We start from the raw sequence: 20,238 nt of genomic DNA on the forward strand, positions 1-20,238 counted from the left end.
TTAACATTATTAGAGTAAAGCTTTTTATTTAGGTATAGAAAATTTATACAGTTATCTATATAAAGTGTTTTATTTAAATGTATTTAATAAGTTTATAAATACACAATTTTCCAACTATTTTGGAGGCAATTGTAAAAAATATATTTAGAGTATATAATGTGGGAAAGTAGCATAATTTAAGCATAAGTGTAAAAAGGAGTGGATTATATGACAAATACTAAGCCAACTATGTTACATAGTAATAGAGGATCTGTTTTTTCTGTATTTAGTGAAGATGAATTAAAAAACATGACCCAAAACAGCGCAAGAAAAGTAGCTATATGTGGAAGAGTAAATAACAGTGGAATTGTTGATGTTCCAGAAGGTGCCACACTTGCAGATATTATTGAATTGGCTGGGGGCATATTAAATAAAAGGACTTTCAAAGGAGCACATGTTGGGGTTCCACCATATGGAAGATTTTTATGTAAAAAAGATTTAGACAAAGAATTAGATTTTGCATTATTTGATAACTATATTAGGGCAATCAATGTATTATCAGAAGAAGATTGTATAGTTCAATATTCCAAATTCTATATGGATTCTGTAATAGGGTCAATGCAAAATGGAAAATCATTAGAGGATTATGCTAAAGTAAAAGATCAAATTGAAAGAGTTTGTAAAATTTTAGACAGAATAAGTAAGGGAAAATCAAATATGCGTGATGTTTACTTACTTAGAACTATTGCAGAACAAATAAAAGAAGATTTAAATCAAGAACACAATATTATGGAAGAAATTTTACAAAATTTCTATGATGAAATTAGTGAACATATAGAAGAAGACAAATGCTACACTCTGCAGTGTAATAACTTAATAAAACTTACTATTACTGATAAGTGTATAGGATGTGGAGCTTGTAAAAGAGTATGTCCAGTAGACTGTATAGCAGGTGAGCGTAAGCAACAACATAAAATAGACTATAATAGATGTACTCATTGTGGTAGATGTGTATCAACATGCCCAGTGGATGCTATTACAGCTGGGGACAATACTTTAAAATTTATAAGAGACTTATCTACTCCTAATAAACTTGTAATTACACAAATGGCACCTGCTATAAGAGTTACCATAGGTGAAGCTTTTGGTTTTGAACCAGGAGACAATGTGGAGAAAAAACTTGCAGCAGGCCTTAGAAAATTAGGTGTAGACTATGTATTTGATACAAACTGGGCAGCAGATTTAACAATTATGGAAGAAGCTGCAGAACTTCAAGATAGATTAGAAAGACATTTTGCAGGAGACGAAAGTGTAAAATTACCAATGCTAACATCATGCTGTCCAGCATGGGTAAAATTTATAGAACAAAACTACGGTGACATGCTAGATGTACCATCAACGGCAAAATCTCCGATGCAAATGTTCGCAACAGTAGCTAAAGATATTTGGGCAAAAGAAAAAGGCCTAAAAAGAAATGAAGTAACATCTGTTGCTATAATGCCTTGTATTGCCAAAAAATACGAAGCATCTAGACCAGAATTTTCTCGTGGTTTAAACTACGATGTTGACTATGTAATAACTACAAGAGAATTAATAAAAATATTCCAAGATTCAGGAATAGATTTAAAGGAGCTTGAAGATGAAGAAATAGACCAAATACTTGGTGAATACACAGGAGCAGGTGTAATATTTGGTAGAACTGGTGGGGTTATAGAATCAGCTCTTAGGACTGCTCTTGAAAATATGACAGGTGAACAAATTGATAATGTAGAATTTCACTCACTTAGAGGATTTGATGGATTTAGATCTTGTGATGTGGAAGTTGGAGATATTAAACTTAGAATAGGTGTAGCTCACGGATTAGAAGAAGCAGGTAAAATGCTTGATAAAATAAGAAGTGGAGAAGAATTTTTCCACGCTATAGAAATCATGGCTTGTCCTGGTGGATGTGTTGGTGGTGGAGGCCAACCTAAAGTTAGAAAAAACAGAGACGAAATTTTACAAAAACGTGGAGAAGGACTAAATAGTATAGACAGAAGTAAGGATATGAGAGTTTCTAAGGAAAATCCAGCTGTACAAGCTATTTATGACAAGTATTTAGATTATCCATTAAGTCATAAAGCACATGAATTACTTCATACTAGATACTTTGTAAGAAGAAAAAAATAAAATTATGGCAAACATAAGATAGGGTATTGGATATCCTATCTTTTTTGTAGCGTAAATTATATTAATTTATAATAATTAGGTGAATTTAAAAGATTATGGTATTATATATGGGAAATAATCACAATTATGAGGAGGGGTTTATGAAAAAATCATTACGAATTATTTTATTAATAATATTAGTTATATCATTAATTGGTTTACCTTTATTATGGAAAAACATATCAAAAACAAGTCGAACATCAGAAAATAAGACATCTAGCAAAGATACATCAACTTACAATTATATTAATAAAGAGGGTGGAACTTTAGAAAGTAGAATTAATACTCCAGAAGGATTTACTCGAATCTCATGTGATAAAAACAGTATGGGAGAATTTTTACGTCAATATCCATTAAAAAAAGATGGCTCACCTGTATTACTTTATAATGGAAAAGAAAAGGCCAATCAAAGTGCTCATACAGCTGTATTTGATATGCATCTTGGGGATAGAAATTTACAACAATGTGCAGACTCTGTGATTAGAGTATATGCAGAATATTTTTATGAACAAAAACAGTTTGATAAAATTAAATTTCACTTTGTAGATGGCTTCCTATGTGATTATGAAAAATGGAGAAATGGGTACAGAGTTAAGACTAATGGAAATAGCTCATCATGGGTAAAAACAAGTAAATTTGACGATTCCAAAGAATCATTTGAAAATTATCTTAATATGGTTTTTGCTTATGCAAGTACGTTATCTCTTGAAGAAGAATCTAAAAAAATTAAATTGGATGAAATGCAAATAGGGGATATTTTTATTACTGGAGGAAGTCCAGGACATGTGGTAATAGTTGTTGATATGTGCGAAAATGAAAAGGGAGAAAAAGCATTTCTATTAGCTCAAGGATATATGCCTGCTCAAGAGTTTCATATATTAAAAAGTAACAGAGAAGACAATAATCCTTGGTATTATGTGTCTGATATTAAATATCCATTTAAAACTCCTGGATATACTTTTGAAAAAGAATGTTTTAGACAATTAGATTATTGAAAAAATAAATAATAAAAAATTAGTGTACCTAAATTTATAGGTGCACTAATTTTTTGCAAGAAAATAACTGAGCCTTGAAAAGTAGTAGTTTAATAGTATTACTACCTTAGTGCTACTCTAAAATCATACTGAATAGACATGGAAATACAATTACAATTAAATAGTAACAAAATAGTTACAAAATTAGTAGAAGGGGGAGAATATATGAAGAGGGTATTGAAAAGGTTTATATCAGTATTAACAGCATTAATACTTACATTTTCAGCATGTTTTGTAAAAGTACCTACTGCTTATGCAGATGAAAAGAAGCCTGTAGGACACGTTACAGTAAGTATGGAAAAATTCACTTTAGGCCTTGGTTATATTATTGAACCAGTTTTGGTGCCTATATATGAAGGTGATACAGGAGCGACAGTAATAACTAGAATGATCGACGAAAATTTAGGAAAAGGTAGTTACGAATATACAGGAAGTATAGGTGATCAATCAGGAGAAGTAGGACAATCATTCTATTTGGCAAGTGTTAAAGATAAGGATCATAGAGATGCTAAAATACCAGAATATATTCTTAAAGAATGTGATGAACCATATGGAAGAGATAGAGAAGATTGGTTAGGGGAGTTTGACTATACTTTCATGTCAGGTTGGATGTATGCCGTTAACAATTGGTTTCCAAATTACGGATGTGGACAATATAAGTTAAAAGATGGAGACGTAATGAGATGGCAATTTACAACTTGGGGATATGGTAGCGATTTAGGGTCAACGTTTATGGGTGGAGGAGATGCACTAGTAAATCCACCAGTAAAAGACAAGTTAACTACAGCTATAGCGACAGTTAATAGCTCAGAAGAAAAAGAAAAATTACTTCAAAATAAAGAAGTAAAAAAATCATATGATGAAGCTATGAAAGTAGCTCAAGACATGGAAACTACTGAATCAAAAGTAAAATCTGCAACTGAAAATCTAGAATCAAGTATTAAAAAATATGAAAAAGATAAAATAAACCAATCTGTTTCTAATGCAATAAAAGAAACAGGTACTTACTTATTAAAAACTGTACCAGAAGCTGGATTTGGAACATTTAGCGGAGAATGGACTGTTTTAGGCTTAGCTAGAGGTGGAATAGAAGTACCAAATGGATACAACGAAAAATACGTTGAAAATGTAAAAAAAGTTATAGCTGAGAAAAAAGGTGTACTACATAAAGCTAAATATACTGAGTATTCTAGACTTATTTTAGGATTTTCTTCAATAGGACTAGATGCTACTGAAATAGAAGTAAAAGATCCTAATACTAGTGAAATGGTTACTTATAATATGGTAGCACCACTTGGAGATTTTAATGGAGTTAAAAGACAAGGTATAAATGGACCTATATTTGCTCTTATAGCTTTAGATACTAGAGGATATGAAATACCAAAAGCACCAGAGGGTAAAACTCAAACTACAAGAGAAATGCTAATAGATTATATATTAGGCAAAGAAATAACTCAAACATCAGGAGAAATTGGAGGATGGGCGTTAAGTGGTAATTCACCAGATCCGGATATAACAGCTATGGCCATTCAATCTTTAGCACCATACTATAATACTAATGAAAAAGTAAAATCTGCAGTAGATAGAGGAGTAACTCAACTTTCGAAATTACAATTAGACAACGGAGCATATAATAGCTGGGGAACAATGAATAGTGAATCTACAGCTCAAGTTATAGTGGCTCTTACTGCACTTGGTATAGATCCATTAGAAGATGAAAGATTTATAAAAGTAAATAGTAAAACAGGAAAAGAAAGTAATTTATTAAGTGGAATAATGCAATTCTACAGTGAAGGTGGAGGATTTAAACACGTATTAGATATGAATACAGATGCTATGGCAACAGACCAAGGAATGTATGCTTTAGTTGCTTATCAAAGATTTTTAGATGGCAAATCTTCACTTTATGATATGCAAGACCAAATTAATTATACATTAGATGATGTAGAGTTATATGATGATGAAACTAAACAATTAGAAGTTAAAGGTGCACCAGGTTGTTCATTAGGTAAAATAAATTGGTCAGTAGAAAACAAAGATGTAGCTACTATATCAGATGAAGGACTTTTAACAGCTAAAAAAGCAGGAACTGCAAAAGTAAGCGCCAAAATAGGAAGTAAAACAATAACAGCAACAGTAACTGTAAAGAAAAATCCTGCTAAAATAGTAATGGAAAAAATAGATGCTTTGGGTGAAATTACTTTGGCAAAAGAAGAACAAGTAAAAGAAGTTAGAAAAGCTTATGAAGATTTAAGTGATGAGTTTAAACGAAAAGTTACTAACCTAAATATATTAATTGATGCTGAAAAAACAATATCTGAAATTAAAGAAGAAAATCAAAAAGTGGTAGATGAATTTGTTTCGAAAGTTAATAAAATTGATTTATCTGGAGGATTTTCACAAGAAGTAAAAGGCTATGTTTTAGGATTAAAAGAAATATATGATAATTTAGATAAATATCAAAAATCATTAGTACCTCAAACAACATTACACAAATTAACTAATAGCTTAAGTGAAATTGATAAATTAGAGGTTAAAAATCTTTTATCTATATTAGATAGTATACAAATACCTGCAACTGAAGAGGATTTAGATAAAGTAACCGCATTTTTAGCAGCATATGATGCTATGAGTGATTCTCAAAAATCTAAAGAAGAAGTTAAAAATGCAAAAGCTAAGATAGATGAAATATTATTAGAAATTGATGAAGAAAAAGCTTATGAACAAATGGCGAAAGAACTTGCATCAGATGTGAAAAAGTTTAATACACCAATGAATAGGAAAGAATTAGAAACTGCTAAATCTTTAGTCAAAAGACATAAAGAGTTAAATGATAGAGCTAAATTATATTTTAGTGAAGACAAAGAAGCAGTAGAGAATTTAGATAAAATAAAAGTAAATATAGAACAAATAGCTACAGCAGACGAATTTGATAACGCTATAAGAGATTATGTTGTAGATAATATTAACAGCAAAGAAAAATTGAAATCAGCAAGAGCTAAATTAGATACATATAATAAATTAAGTGATGAAGTAAAATCATATGTAACAGAAAAAGAAAAAGTTGAATCATTAAAATCTGCCATATTTAAAGCAGAAGAAAATTTAGCAAAAGCTAAGGAAGTTGATGATTTAATAAATGCATTACCAGAAAAAATAACTGAATCTGACCATGGAATGGTTTTATCAGTAAAAGAAAAATATGATGCATTAACATATGATCAAAAAGGTTTTGTAGAAAATATTGATAAATTAAACAACGCATTAAGTCAAATACTAGAAAAATTTGAAAAAAAATTAGAAGTAAATGATATAAAATCTACAGATGAAGTAGTAACAGGTAAAGGTGAAGCTGGGGCTAATATAGACATTTATGTTGATGAAATATTAGTAGGAAATGGGTCAGTAAATGAAGATGGAACTTTTGAAGTAGAAATACCTGAATTAGAAGAAGGAAAAACAGTATCTATTAAAATGACAAAAGAAGGATATGAAACTTTAGAAGTAATAAAAACAGTTTTAAAAGGTAATAATTCAACAAATCCTGGAGATGGGAATCAAGATGATGATAATGATCAAGATAATGATAATAACCAAGGGGATGATCAAAAGCCAGACTCAGATGAAGATCAAGATGTAGAGGATGATCAAAACCAAGGTGGAAATCAAAATAATGATAATTCAAACCAAAATTCTTCTGGAAGTGGTAGTAATGTACAAACAGGAGACCCTTCATCAGTTGGGTATTTGGCAATGGGAATATTAGCAGTAGGTGGATTATTCTTTGTTAGAAAAAATAAAAACAATTAAAAATTAATATATCTTAAAAATAAGCCGAAACATAAATTTATGTTTCGGCTTATTTTATAAAATTAAAATGTTTATCTAAGCCAAAATGTTGTCTATATATTATACATAATAAAAATATTGGGTAATTAAGGGAGATGATTTATGCGAATTAGTGTTCTGTTTTTATCAGTAATAGTAATATTAATTTGTATGTCCATAGCATATATGCTTATAAGATACACTAAAGAGGTTTTAAATATTATATAAAAATAAAAAAAGGTCTTGACCAATATTTATTATGATGATATAGTTATACATGTCCTCAAATGAGAGACAAACACCGAATAAAAAATATAAAAAAGGTGTTGACATAAGGTTTTGATTTTGATAAACTTAAAAAGCTGAAACAAGCAAAGAACTTTGAAAATTAAACAGTAGGTTAACAATAAATTAATTCTTTAAGAATTAAACTGAAACAACAAACAAACCAAGCCAGATATTCAGATAATGATTAGTCTGAGCGATGGACAACTTTTTTATGAGAGTTTGATCCTGGCTCAGGATGAACGCTGGCGGCGTGCCTAACACATGCAAGTCGAGCGATTCACTTCGGTGAAGAGCGGCGGACGGGTGAGTAACGCGTGGGTAACCTGCCTCATACACATGGATAACATACCGAAAGGTATGCTAATACAGGATAATATAAGAGATTCACATGTATTTCTTATCAAAGCTCCGGCGGTATGAGATGGACCCGCGTCTGATTAGCTAGTTGGTAAGGTAACGGCTTACCAAGGCGACGATCAGTAGCCGACCTGAGAGGGTGATCGGCCACATTGGAACTGAGACACGGTCCAAACTCCTACGGGAGGCAGCAGTGGGGAATATTGCACAATGGGCGAAAGCCTGATGCAGCAACGCCGCGTGAGTGATGAAGGCCTTCGGGTCGTAAAACTCTGTCCTCAAGGAAGATAATGACGGTACTTGAGGAGGAAGCCCCGGCTAACTACGTGCCAGCAGCCGCGGTAATACGTAGGGGGCTAGCGTTATCCGGATTTACTGGGCGTAAAGGGTGCGTAGGTGGTTTCTTAAGTCAGGAGTGAAAGGCTACGGCTCAACCGTAGTAAGCTCTTGAAACTGGGAGACTTGAGTGCAGGAGAGGAAAGTGGAATTCCTAGTGTAGCGGTGAAATGCGTAGATATTAGGAGGAACACCAGTAGCGAAGGCGGCTTTCTGGACTGTAACTGACACTGAGGCACGAAAGCGTGGGGAGCGAACAGGATTAGATACCCTGGTAGTCCACGCCGTAAACGATGAGTACTAGGTGTCGGGGGTTACCCCCCTCGGTGCCGCAGCTAACGCATTAAGTACTCCGCCTGGGGAGTACGCTCGCAAGAGTGAAACTCAAAGGAATTGACGGGGACCCGCACAAGTAGCGGAGCATGTGGTTTAATTCGAAGCAACGCGAAGAACCTTACCTAAGCTTGACATCCTTTTGACCGATGCCTAATCGCATTTTTCCCTTCGGGGACAGAAGTGACAGGTGGTGCATGGTTGTCGTCAGCTCGTGTCGTGAGATGTTGGGTTAAGTCCCGCAACGAGCGCAACCCTTGCCTTTAGTTGCCAGCATTAAGTTGGGCACTCTAGAGGGACTGCCAGGGATAACCTGGAGGAAGGTGGGGATGACGTCAAATCATCATGCCCCTTATGCTTAGGGCTACACACGTGCTACAATGGGTGGTACAGAGGGCAGCCAAGTCGTGAGGCCGAGCTAATCCCTTAAAGCCATTCTCAGTTCGGATTGTAGGCTGAAACTCGCCTACATGAAGCTGGAGTTACTAGTAATCGCAGATCAGAATGCTGCGGTGAATGCGTTCCCGGGTCTTGTACACACCGCCCGTCACACCACGGAAGTTGGGGGCGCCCGAAGCCACTTAGCTAACCCTTTTGGGAAGCGAGTGTCGAAGGTGAAATCAATAACTGGGGTGAAGTCGTAACAAGGTAGCCGTATCGGAAGGTGCGGCTGGATCACCTCCTTTCTAGGGAGAATTAACCTACTGTTTAATTTTGAGAGTTTTTTACTTTCTCATATAAATACATTAGCGGTTTTTAATCACTAATGTATCTTTACATGGGGGTGTAGCTCAGCTGGGAGAGCACTTGCCTTGCACGCAAGGGGTCAGGAGTTCGATCCTCCTCATCTCCACCATATTTTTGTGTCATTTTATATTATAAGGGAAAAATTATATAAAAAAATTTTAAAAAATGGCTAAAAATAAAAATAGTACTTTGAAAACTGCATAACATTTAGTGATATGACATTATATAAAGAAGAAGATAACTTTTAAAAATATCAACTTTAAGCAAAGGGATTTGTCTGAATGTATATGAAGACAAAGACTTTGGCGCTAATTTTTAATAACTGGTCAAGTTATTAAGGGTGTAGGGCGAATGCCTTGGCACTAGGAGCCGATGAAGGACGCGATAAGCTGCGATAAGCTTGGGGGAGTTGCACGTAAACTGTGATCCCAAGATTTCCGAATGAGGAAACTCACTTAGAGTAATGTCTAAGTATCGTATAGTGAATACATAGCTATGCGAGGGGAACCCGGGGAACTGAAACATCTAAGTACCCGGAGGAAGAGAAAGAAATTCGATTCCGTAAGTAGCGGCGAGCGAACGCGGAACAGGCCAAACCAGTGAAGTTTTCTTCACTGGGGTTGCGGACATATCATAACGAAGAGGCTATTGTAGACGAAGAGAGTTGGAAAGCTCCGCTATAAAGTGTAAAAGCCACGTAGTCAAAACAAGAAGACTTCAGATATGATCCAGAGTACCACGGGACACGTGAAACCCTGTGGGAAGCAGGAGGGACCATCCTCCAAGCCTAAATACTACCTAGTGACCGATAGCGTATAGTACCGTGAGGGAAAGGTGAAAAGAACCCCGGGAGGGGAGTGAAAGAGAACCTGAAACCCTACACTTACAAGCTGTAGGAGCACATTATTTGTGTGACTGCGTACTTTTTGTAGAACGGGCCAACGAGTTACGTTACCTAGCAAGGTTAAGCACTTAAGGTGTGGAGCCGCAGCGAAAGCGAGTCTTAACTGGGCGTATAGTTAGTTGACGTAGACCCGAAACCGGGCGACCTATCCATGGGCAGGTTGAAGCGAAAGTAAAATTTCGTGGAGGACCGAACCCACGAGCGTTGAAAAGCTCGGGGATGACCTGTGGATAGCGGTGAAATTCCAATCGAGCCCGGAGATAGCTGGTTCTCTCCGAAATAGCTTTAGGGCTAGCCTCAAGATTTAGAGAAACGGGGGTAGAGCACTGAATGTCCTAGGGGGTATTGCACTTACCGAAGACTATCAAACTCCGAATACCGTATTCTTATGCTTGGGAGTCAGACTGTGGGTGATAAGATTCATAGTCAAAAGGGCAACAGCCCAGATCGTCAGCTAAGGTCCCTAAATGTACGTTAAGTGGTAAAGGATGTGGGATTGCACAGACAACCAGGATGTTGGCTTAGAAGCAGCCACTCATTTAAAGAGTGCGTAATAGCTCACTGGTCGAGTGATCCTGCGCCGAAAATTTCCGGGGCTAAAACGTACTACCGAAGCTACGGCATCATTTATGATGGGTAGGAGAGCTTTCTATATGGATTGAAGCATTACCGTAAGGAGATGTGGACTGTATAGAAGTGAGAATGTTGGCATGAGTAGCGAGATGTGGGTGAGAATCCCACAGGCCGTAAACCCAAGGTTTCCAGGGGAAGGTTCGTCCGCCCTGGGTTAGTCAGGACCTAAGCCGAGGCCGAAAGGCGTAGGTGATGGACAACAGGTTGATATTCCTGTACCACCAATAACCGTTTGAGAAATGGGATGACACAGTAGGATAAGCTAACCGCACTGTTGGTTATGTGCGGGCAAGTATTGAGGCAGTTCAGGTAGGCAAATCCGCCTGAATAATGCTGGAGTACGATGCGGAGCGAAATTTAGTAGCGAAGTAGCTGATTTCACACTGTCGAGAAAAGTCTCTATCGAGGTTAAAGGTGCCTGTACCGCAAACCGACACAGGTGGGTGAGGAGAGTATCCTAAGGCCAGCCAGAGAACTGTTGTTAAGGAACTCGGCAAAATGACCCCGTAACTTAGGGAGAAGGGGTGCCATGGAAACATGGCCGCAGAGAATAGGCCCAAGCGACTGTTTACCAAAAACATAGGTTTCTGCTAAGTCGCAAGACGATGTATAGGAGCTGACGCCTGCCCGGTGCTGGAAGGTTAAGGGGATCTGTTAGGGTAACCGAAGCAGTGAACTTAAGCCCCAGTAAACGGCGGCCGTAACTATAACGGTCCTAAGGTAGCGAAATTCCTTGTCGGGTAAGTTCCGACCCGCACGAAAGGCGTAACGATTTGGGCACTGTCTCAACAACAGACTGGGTGAAATTGTAATACCGGTGAAGATGCCGGTTACCTGCGACAGGACGGAAAGACCCCATGGAGCTTTACTGTAGCTTGACATTGAGTCTCGGTGCTACATGTACAGGATAGGTGGGAGGCTATGAAGCATGGACGTCAGTCTGTGTGGAGCCATCCTTGGGATACCACCCTTGTAGTACTGGGATTCTAACCAGCTGCCTTGAATCAGGTAGTGGGACACTGTCAGGTGGACAGTTTGACTGGGGCGGTCGCCTCCTAAAGAGTAACGGAGGCGCTCAAAGGTTCTCTCAGTACGGTCGGAAATCGTACGTAGAGTGTAAAGGCAGAAGAGAGCTTGATTGCAAGACATACAGGTCGAGCAAGGACGAAAGTCGGACTTAGTGATCCGGTGGTACCGCATGGAAGGGCCATCGCTCAACGGATAAAAGCTACCCTGGGGATAACAGGCTGATCTCCCCCAAGAGTCCACATCGACGGGGAGGTTTGGCACCTCGATGTCGGCTCATCACATCCTGGGGCTGTAGTAGGTCCCAAGGGTTGGGCTGTTCGCCCATTAAAGTGGTACGCGAGCTGGGTTCAGAACGTCGTGAGACAGTTCGGTCCCTATCCGTCGCAGGCGTAGGAAATTTGAGGAGACCTGTCCTTAGTACGAGAGGACCGGGATGGACGTACCGCTGGTGTACCAGTTGTTCTGCCAAGGGCATAGCTGGGTAGCTAAGTACGGAAAGGATAAGCGCTGAAAGCATCTAAGCGCGAAGCCTACTTCAAGATAAGATTTCCCACCGTAAGGTTAAGACCCCATGAAGACTACATGGTTGATAGGTCAGAGGTGGAAGTGTGGTAACATATGTAGCTTACTGATACTAATAGGTCGAGGACTTGACCAAAATAAACCTAAAGGTTTATATCGCCAACTAAATCTTTGATTATATAATTATAAGGAAGATTTTAGTTGCTAAAAATAGTTAATGAAAACATTAAATGTTAGCAGTTTTGAAAGTACTAATTAACTAATTAGTATAACAGAAACTTGATTAGCTGGTGTGGCTCAACGGTAGAGCAGCTGACTTGTAATCAGCAGGTTGTAGGTTCGATTCCTATCACCAGCTCCAATAATAAACTAGGCAAAAGCCTAGTTTTTTTTGTGTGAAAAATAAAATAAAAAGGAAAAACAAATTTTAATAATTATGAAAATTTATAATTTTTAGATTTGTTTTGGAATAAAATGGAAAAAATTTCTATGTAAATTTTTGACGAAATATGGTATTATTTATATAAAATAAAAATATTCAACAAAATATGTCGAAAATAGAAACAACTTGACTTTAAAAAGAAAATGTTTGTTAAAAATGACATAAAAGGAGAGATTGAAAAATGGGTAAACCAGATAAAAAGAAAAAATCATTTACATTGCCATCGGCTTATACCGTGTTATTAATTATTACAGCAATAATAGCATTAGCAACACAATTTATACCAGGAGTTAAGGCAGCTAAATTTTCAGATTTAGTTATGGCACCGATAAACGGTTTAAACGAGGCTATTGAAATAGCAATATTTGTTTTATTAATAGGTGGTTTTTTAGGAGTAACAGCAAAAACAGGAGCATTAGATGCAGGAATAGGAAATGTAGTTGCCAAATTAAAAGGAAAAGAATTAATATTAATACCAGTACTTATGTTAATATTCTCTTTAGGAGGAACTAGTTTTGGTATGGCAGAAGAAACTATAGCATTTGCTGCATTAGTTACAACAACTATGATAGTTGCAGGATTTGACCCATTAGTTTCAGTAGGCACAATTATACTTGGAGCAGGTAGTGGAGTTTTAGGCTCTACTGTAAACCCGTTCTTAGTTTCAACTAGTATAGGAGCTTTAAATGGAGTAGGAATCGAAGTTAACCAGGTAATAGTTATAGGAACTGGAGTAGCTTTATGGTTATCATCATTATTAATATCTATCTACTTCGTTATGAAATATGCGAAGAAAGTTCAAAAAGATAAAAATGCTTCAATATTATCAGAAAGAGAAATAAAAGAAGCACATGACGCATTTATAGGAAATGATAAAAGTGAAGAAGTAGTAGAATTTACTACTAAGAGAAGAATAGTTCTTGGATTATTTACTTTAACATTTTTAGTAATGGTAGCAGCAGTAATTCCTTGGGAAGAGTTTGGAGTAACAATATTTGCAAATACATCATTCTTAACAGGATCTTCACTAGGTCACTGGTGGTTCTCTGAATTAGGTATGTGGTTTGTAATAATGGCAATTATTATAGGTGTAGTTTACAGAATGAGTGAAAAAGATATTGTAGGATCATTTATGGATGGAGCTGCTGATATGGTTGGAGTTGCACTAGTTATAGGTGTATCTAAAGGTATATCAGTAATGATGAGTACTACTGGATTAGATAATTATGTACTAAATCATGCGTCATCAATGTTAAATGGAATGTCACCTATAGTATTTACAATAGCAGCATTCTTAATATATATGGTATTATCATTCTTTATACCATCAACTTCTGGTTTAGCTGGTTTATCAATGCCGATATTTGGTCCTTTAGCAGTATCTTTAGGATTCAAAGCTGAATTAATAATATCTATATTCAGTGCAGGTAGTGGATTAGTTAACTTAGTAACACCAACAAGTGGTGTAATAATGGGAGCTTTAGCTATAGCAAAAGTAGATTATGCTACATGGGTTAAATTTGTAAGTAAAGTTTTAGTTGCAATATTTATATCATCATCAATAATCTTATGCTTAGCTATGATGTTAGTATAATAAAGAATTGATATTATAAAAAACTTAAAAGAATAAATAATATAAATTAAAAAATTACAAATAAAAGAGAAAACTTAAATGTTTTCTCTTTAAATCTTTTTAATTAAAAGGAGAATTAAAATGAAAATAGAAAATTTACAACCAGAATTAGTATTTAATTATTTTGCAGAAATATCAAAAGTACCTAGAGGTTCAGGAAATGAACAAGGAATTAGTGATTACCTAACTAGTGAAGGAAAACGATTAGGGTTGGAAGTAGTACAAGATGAAAATTTAAATGTTTTAATTAAAAAGCCAGCTACTAAATCATATGAAAATGCACCTACTGTTATAATTCAAGGACATATGGATATGGTTTGTGAAAAAAATAAAGGAAAAGAACATGATTTCACAAAAGATCCAATAGAATTAAGAGTAGATGGAGATTACTTATATGCTACAGATACAACTTTAGGAGCAGACAATGGAATAGCAGTAGCTATGGGTCTTGCTTTACTTGCATCAGATGATATAGAACATCCAGCTTTAGAAGTTATTTTCACAGCAGATGAAGAAGAAACTATGAATGGTGCAATGAACATAAAAGGTGAATTATTTGAAGGGAAATATATAATAAACATTGACTCAGAAGAAGAAGGAACAATAACTGTAAGTTGTGCAGGTGGTGTTACTGCAGTTGTAACAGTTGATAAAGAATATAAGGCTGTTGAAAATAAAAAATCAGCTTACAAAATAGATATAAAAGGCCTTCTTGGTGGACACTCAGGGATGGAAATAGACAAGCAAAGAGCTAACTCTAATGTGCTGATGGGCAGACTTCTAAATCATATTTCTAATGTTTGTAATATAGAATTTGATTTAGTATCTGTTGAAGGTGGACTTAAAAACAATGCTATTCCTCGTGAGGCAGAATGTATAATACTTGTAAATAGCAATGATGAAAGTAACTTAGAAAAAGAAATAAACAATACTTTAAAAGTATTCAAAAATGAATATAAAACTTCAGATCCAGATGTGACAATAGAATTTGAAAAACACGAATCAGTATATGATAAGGCTTTAAATGATAAGTGCAAAGAAAGTATAATTGAATTAATTAATTTAATGCCAAGAGGTATCCAAACAATGAGTATGGATATTAAAGGACTTGTTGAAAGTTCTACTAACTTAGGTGTTATTTCTAACAATGAAGAAAACTTTGTATTTGAATTTGCTACTAGAAGTTCAGTAAAAAGTTTAAAAGACGATTTAAACAATAGAATGACTTTATTATGTAATAAATTAGGAGTTAAATTAGATTTAATGGATGATTACCCAGAGTGGGAATATGCAAAAGACTCCAAATTGGAGAAAATTTGTGTGAATACATATGAAGAATTAATGGGTAAAAAACCTGAAATAGTTGCAATACATGCAGGATTAGAATGTGGATTATTACTAGATGCAATAAAAGGAGCACAAGCAATATCAATAGGACCAAACTTGTTCGATGTTCATACACCAAATGAGCATTTAGATATACCATCAACTGAGAGAACTTGGAAATATCTTGTTGCTATATTAAAAAATATAAAATAATTAAAAAGCGTCAACTTAAGTTGGCGCTTTTTTTGTGCACAAAAATTATTGAAATATAAATAATTTTGAAAAAAATAATATGTCAAATAAAATTTAAATGTAAACATGATTAAAATAAATAAAAAAATAACAAAAAAATATGGCAATTATTAAGTGATGGTGTTATACTTTGCTTAAGAAAAGTAATCATGATTACCAAAAATAAAAAATAAAAAGAAAAGGTTAAAATAGGGTGGTTATATGTCACAAGCAACTAATATATCATCGTCAAGCAAGGTTAAATCGGGACTTAAAAAGAACTTATTTACAATATGTATACTAGCTTTTGCAGGTTCAATAATTTATGCCATGCCGTATTTTAGAAACTATTATTACAATGACTATATGTCTGTGTATAATCTTAATAATGTTCAAATGGGAGCTTTAGGTAGTGCATATGGTCTTTTAGGTTTAGTTTCATATTTTATTGGAGGAGTATTAGCTGATAAGTTTCCAGCAAAGAAATTGTTAATAATTTCTCTAGTAGCTACTGGGTTAGGTGGATTTTTACACTTAGTGGTAAATTCTTTTGAAGGTTTAGTTATCCTTTACGGATTATGGGGATTTACATCATTATTAATGTTTTGGCCTCCTCTTATGAAGGTTATGAGAACTTTAGGAAATGATGATGAACAAAGTAGAGTATATGGTATATTTGAAGGTGGTAGAGGAGTTGTTAATGCAGGGCATCTTGCTATAGCAACTGCTATATTTGGATTTTTCCAAGCAAAAGCAGCACCTAACTTAGGATTAAACTGGATTATTATTTTTTACTCAGTATGTCCAATAGTATGTGCAATAATATTAGCAATTGTGTTAAAAGAGCCAGAAAAGGATAATAAAGAGAAAACACAATCATTAAAATTAAAAGATATGTTAGAAGTTATAAAAATGCCAGCTGTATGGATGGTTATAATAATAACGTTTTCAACTTATGTATTTAATATATCATTTTATTATTTTACTCCATATGCATCAAATGTAATTGGTGCCTCTGCAGTTTTTGCAGCAATAATTACTGTATTAGCACAATATATAAGACCAGTATCATCAGTAGCAGGAGGATGCTTAGCTGATAAATTTGGAAAAGGTCAAACAATGTTAGTTGGATTCTTAGCCATGGCAGTAGGTACATTAATTTTAGTTTTAGCTTCTTCATTACAAGGTTCGCTACAAGTTGGAATGTTAATATTTGCTTGTATAATAATTTATCTAGCAATGTATTCAAACTTTGGAATATATTTTTCATTACTTTCTGAAGGAAGAATACCTTTAGAAAAATCAGGAGTAGCAATTGGCTTAGTTTCAACATTAGGTTATCTGCCAGAAGTATTGTGTCCATTAGCTGCAGGTAAAACACTAGATGCATTTTCTGGTGTAACAGGCTATCATATGTATTTTATAGGGATGGCTGTAGTGGCAACAATAGGAGCAATATTCTGTTTTATATGGATAAAAAAATATGGTAACAATTTCAACAAAAAATCTAAGACACAGGGGGAATAGTAACATGCCAGTAGAAGTAAAAGAAAAAAAAATAAGAACAGATTTACCTTACAAAGTTAATGTAGTGGAAAATCAATGGATCACATTATCAGATGGAACAAATCTTAGTTCAAGAATATGGCTTCCAGAAGGGGTAAGCGAGAAGCCATTACCAGCAATATTAGAGTACATACCATACAGAAAAACTGATGGTACAAGGGCTAGGGATGAGCCTATGCATGGATACTTCTCAGGAAATGGATATGTTGTAGTTAGAGTTGATATGAGAGGAACAGGAGAATCTGATGGTTTATTGAGAGATGAATATCTTCTTCAAGAACAAGATGATGCACTAGAAGTAATAGATTGGATAAGTAAGCAGCCTTGGTGTGATGGAAACGTAGGTATGATGGGAAAATCATGGGGTGGATTTAATTCACTACAAGTTGCAGCAAGAAGACCACCTGCATTAAAAGCGATAATAACAGTAGGATTTACTGATGATAGATATAATCAAGATATACACTACAAAGGCGGATGTGTATTAAATGATAACTTCTGGTGGGGGGCTATAATGTTAGCTTACCAATGCAGACCAATTGATCCTCATGTAGTTGGTGAGAGATGGAAAGCAGATTGGTTAAAAAGACTAGAAGAACAGCCTTTAGGAGCTGGACAATGGTTAGAGCATCAAACTAGAGATGAATATTGGAAGCATGGTTCTGTTTGTGAAGATTATTCAGCAATAGAAATTCCAGTATTTGCAGTAGATGGATGGGCTGATTCTTATCAAAATTCAGTGTTAACACTTATGGAAGGTTTAAGTGTTCCAAGAAAAGCAATAATAGGACCATGGGCTCACGTATATGCACATGATGGAGCTCCTGGACCAGCTATGGGATTCTTACAAGAAGCAACTAAATGGTGGGATCACTGGTTAAAAGGAAAAGAAACAGATACTTTAGATGGACCAATGGTAGATATTTGGTTAGAGGACCATATGAAACCATCTTGTATTCAACATGTTAGTGAAGGTAGATGGGTAGGACTTGAAAACTGGCCTTCAAAAGATGTTTCTAAAAAAGTATTTAATTTAACATATGGAAAATTATTAAATGAAGAAAATGAAAAAGAAGAAATAATTAAAATAAAAACTCCACAAAATCATGGACTATTATCTGGTGAATGGATGGGTGCAGGTGTACCTGGAGAAAGTCCATCTGACCAAAGGTTAGATGATGGAATGGCTGTAGTATTTGAAACAGATGTATTAGGAGAAGATTTAGAAATAGTAGGATATCCTAAATTTGAAGTAGAATTAGCTAGCGATAAGAAGAAAGCTATGTTATTTGCACAATTATCTGATGTGGATGAAGATGGCGCTGTTACTAGAGTTTCATACGGGGTTATGAATTTAACTCATCTTGAAGGTCATGGAAAAGTTGTAGAATTAACTCCAGGAGAAAAAGTTAAGGCTTTTGTAGGACTTGACTGCTGTGGTCATAAATTTCCTAAAGGACATCGTATAAGATTATCTTTAGCAACTACATTTTGGCCAATGTTCTGGCCTATGCCTGAAGATGCCACATTAAGCTTAGATTTATCAACAGCTAAATTTATATTACCAGAGTTCAATGGTTCTGATTCCGTAGGACCAAATATGAACCCTGAGTGTGCGGCTCTTACTCCTACTACTTTCTTATCAGAAGGTAGAGTTGATAGAAGTGTATCTTATGATATATTAACTGACACTTGGACTTGTATTACAGATGGTGTTGGTGGAGTTTTCGGTGAAGGAGTTTACAGATTTGATGAAGTTGATGTAATGGTTGAACATAACTTAAAGAGAGAATTAACTTTAACAAATGGAGATCCATTGTCAGCTAAATACACAATTTACCAACAAATGAAATTAGGAAGAGAAGGTTGGATGACAGATGCAGATATAGTTGTTACTCAAAGTTCTGATATGGATAACTTCTATATAACAGGTCACATGAAAATTAAGTTAAATGAAGAACAAGTCTTTGAAAGAGAATATGATTTTAAAGTAAAGAGAAATGGGCTTTAAGAAAAACATATTTAAATAAAGATAAATGGATTTTAGATAAAAATAAATTTGCTACCAATATTTTATTGGTAGCAAATTTTATAATAAACAAATTGTTTAGGCATTATTCAATATTTCCGTACTTTGGGCTTACATAAGTGAAATCAATATTTGAGTATTTTTTTGTTATATGATATATATATTTTAGACCTTTATACATAGCTACTTCACTAGTCATTTTATTTTTACTAACACGAGCAATAAGGGATTCGTATATATACATTTGTATTTCGCTTAATTCAGTTATTATATCAGCATTAAAGTAACCATCTTTGACACATGGGTCAAGTATAATTGTGTTACGATCTGAAATACTTTTGTTAAATAAAATATTGGATAAAACATAATTAAGATTTTTATGGTCATAAGGAAATATCTTGTAATATTCATCCATATAAGTTGAATCATCGTTATCTAAATTGGTGAAATATAACTTATAATAAATATCAGGATCTTTAAATGAATATATTAAGAAACATTCCCATCCTCTTAGGAAAAAATCTATAGAAGAGGTTGCGTTTTTAACATACTCAGTAAGAGCTTGGTTATATTCTTCTGTATATTTAATTAAAACAAAAAAGATTAAATGATCAAGGTTTTTAAAATGTTTATATATTGTTGCACTATTAAACCCAGAGCGGCTTGCAATTTCACGGATTGTTACAGAGTTAACACTTTTTTCGTCAATTATAGCTTGAGTAGCATCCATTAACTTTGTAATTGTGGTATATGTAGTCTTCTTTTTAATACTAGTTTTATTATTACTATTATTCATATATCAAACCCTACTTT

Annotated in this window: 8 protein-coding genes, 2 tRNA genes and 2 rRNA genes; 11 read left to right on the plus strand and 1 reads right to left on the minus strand. The window is 34.8% G+C overall.

The genetic code is table 11. The annotated features are described in order from the left end of the window. Positions 1-207 precede the first annotated feature (207 nt). The 11 genes from TEGL_RS04510 (at position 208) to TEGL_RS04560 (ending at position 19,407) form a co-directional block, all read left to right on the plus strand. Positions 208-2,148, plus strand: a complete 1,941-nt coding sequence (locus TEGL_RS04510) for a [FeFe] hydrogenase, group A (RefSeq protein ID WP_018592904.1) — start codon at positions 208-210, stop codon at positions 2,146-2,148. A gap of 140 nt (positions 2,149-2,288) precedes the next feature. Next, positions 2,289-3,182, plus strand: coding sequence for a DUF4846 domain-containing protein (locus TEGL_RS04515; RefSeq protein WP_018592905.1), 894 nt, complete (start codon positions 2,289-2,291; stop codon positions 3,180-3,182). Between the two features lie 204 nt (positions 3,183-3,386). Then, positions 3,387-7,031, plus strand: coding sequence for a DUF4430 domain-containing protein (locus TEGL_RS04520; protein WP_018592906.1), 3,645 nt, complete (start codon positions 3,387-3,389; stop codon positions 7,029-7,031). Between the two features lie 513 nt (positions 7,032-7,544). After that, positions 7,545-9,049 (plus strand): 16S ribosomal RNA (locus tag TEGL_RS04525). A 94-nt stretch (positions 9,050-9,143) separates the two neighbouring features. Then, a tRNA-Ala gene (locus tag TEGL_RS04530) sits at positions 9,144-9,219 on the plus strand. Positions 9,220-9,434: 215 nt separating this feature from the next. Beyond that, positions 9,435-12,334: ribosomal RNA gene (locus tag TEGL_RS04535) — 23S ribosomal RNA — on the plus strand. Together the 16S and 23S rRNA genes with 2 tRNA genes alongside form the textbook arrangement of a ribosomal RNA operon. 150 nt (positions 12,335-12,484) lie before the next feature. Further along, positions 12,485-12,559: transfer RNA gene (locus TEGL_RS04540), tRNA-Thr, on the plus strand. A 262-nt stretch (positions 12,560-12,821) separates the two neighbouring features. Then, on the plus strand, positions 12,822-14,234 hold the full coding sequence (locus TEGL_RS04545; protein WP_018590365.1) for a YfcC family protein: 1,413 nt from the start codon (positions 12,822-12,824) through the stop codon (positions 14,232-14,234). Between the two features lie 120 nt (positions 14,235-14,354). Further along, on the plus strand, positions 14,355-15,812 hold the full coding sequence (locus TEGL_RS04550; RefSeq protein WP_018590364.1) for an aminoacyl-histidine dipeptidase: 1,458 nt from the start codon (positions 14,355-14,357) through the stop codon (positions 15,810-15,812). Between the two features lie 240 nt (positions 15,813-16,052). Beyond that, positions 16,053-17,357, plus strand: a complete 1,305-nt coding sequence (locus TEGL_RS04555) for an MFS transporter (protein ID WP_018590363.1) — start codon at positions 16,053-16,055, stop codon at positions 17,355-17,357. Between the two features lie 4 nt (positions 17,358-17,361). Next, entirely contained in the window at positions 17,362-19,407 is a 2,046-nt protein-coding gene (locus TEGL_RS04560) for a CocE/NonD family hydrolase (RefSeq protein WP_018590362.1), read from the plus strand. Between the two features lie 103 nt (positions 19,408-19,510). On the opposite strand, the gene TEGL_RS04565 is transcribed toward TEGL_RS04560, so the two are convergent. Further along, the gene (locus tag TEGL_RS04565) at positions 19,511-20,221 is read right to left on the minus strand and encodes a TetR/AcrR family transcriptional regulator (protein WP_018590361.1); all 711 of its coding nucleotides are present in this window, start codon (positions 20,219-20,221) and stop codon (positions 19,511-19,513) included. Between the last annotated feature and the right edge of the window lie 17 nt (positions 20,222-20,238).

Source organism: Terrisporobacter glycolicus ATCC 14880 = DSM 1288, assembly GCF_036812735.1.
Taxonomy (GTDB): domain Bacteria; phylum Bacillota; class Clostridia; order Peptostreptococcales; family Peptostreptococcaceae; genus Terrisporobacter; species Terrisporobacter glycolicus.

Excerpts from the sequence above, each read along its gene's own strand:
- TEGL_RS04510 (WP_018592904.1), top strand. The coding sequence starts at position 208 with ATGACAAATACTAAGCCAACTATGTTACATAGTAATAGAGGATCTGTT.
- TEGL_RS04515 (WP_018592905.1), top strand. The coding sequence starts at position 2,289 with ATGAAAAAATCATTACGAATTATTTTATTAATAATATTAGTTATATCA.
- TEGL_RS04520 (WP_018592906.1), top strand. The coding sequence starts at position 3,387 with ATGAAGAGGGTATTGAAAAGGTTTATATCAGTATTAACAGCATTAATA.
- TEGL_RS04545 (WP_018590365.1), top strand. The coding sequence starts at position 12,822 with ATGGGTAAACCAGATAAAAAGAAAAAATCATTTACATTGCCATCGGCT.
- TEGL_RS04550 (WP_018590364.1), top strand. The coding sequence starts at position 14,355 with ATGAAAATAGAAAATTTACAACCAGAATTAGTATTTAATTATTTTGCA.
- TEGL_RS04555 (WP_018590363.1), top strand. The coding sequence starts at position 16,053 with ATGTCACAAGCAACTAATATATCATCGTCAAGCAAGGTTAAATCGGGA.
- TEGL_RS04560 (WP_018590362.1), top strand. The coding sequence starts at position 17,362 with ATGCCAGTAGAAGTAAAAGAAAAAAAAATAAGAACAGATTTACCTTAC.
- TEGL_RS04565 (WP_018590361.1), bottom strand. The coding sequence starts at position 20,221 with ATGAATAATAGTAATAATAAAACTAGTATTAAAAAGAAGACTACATAT.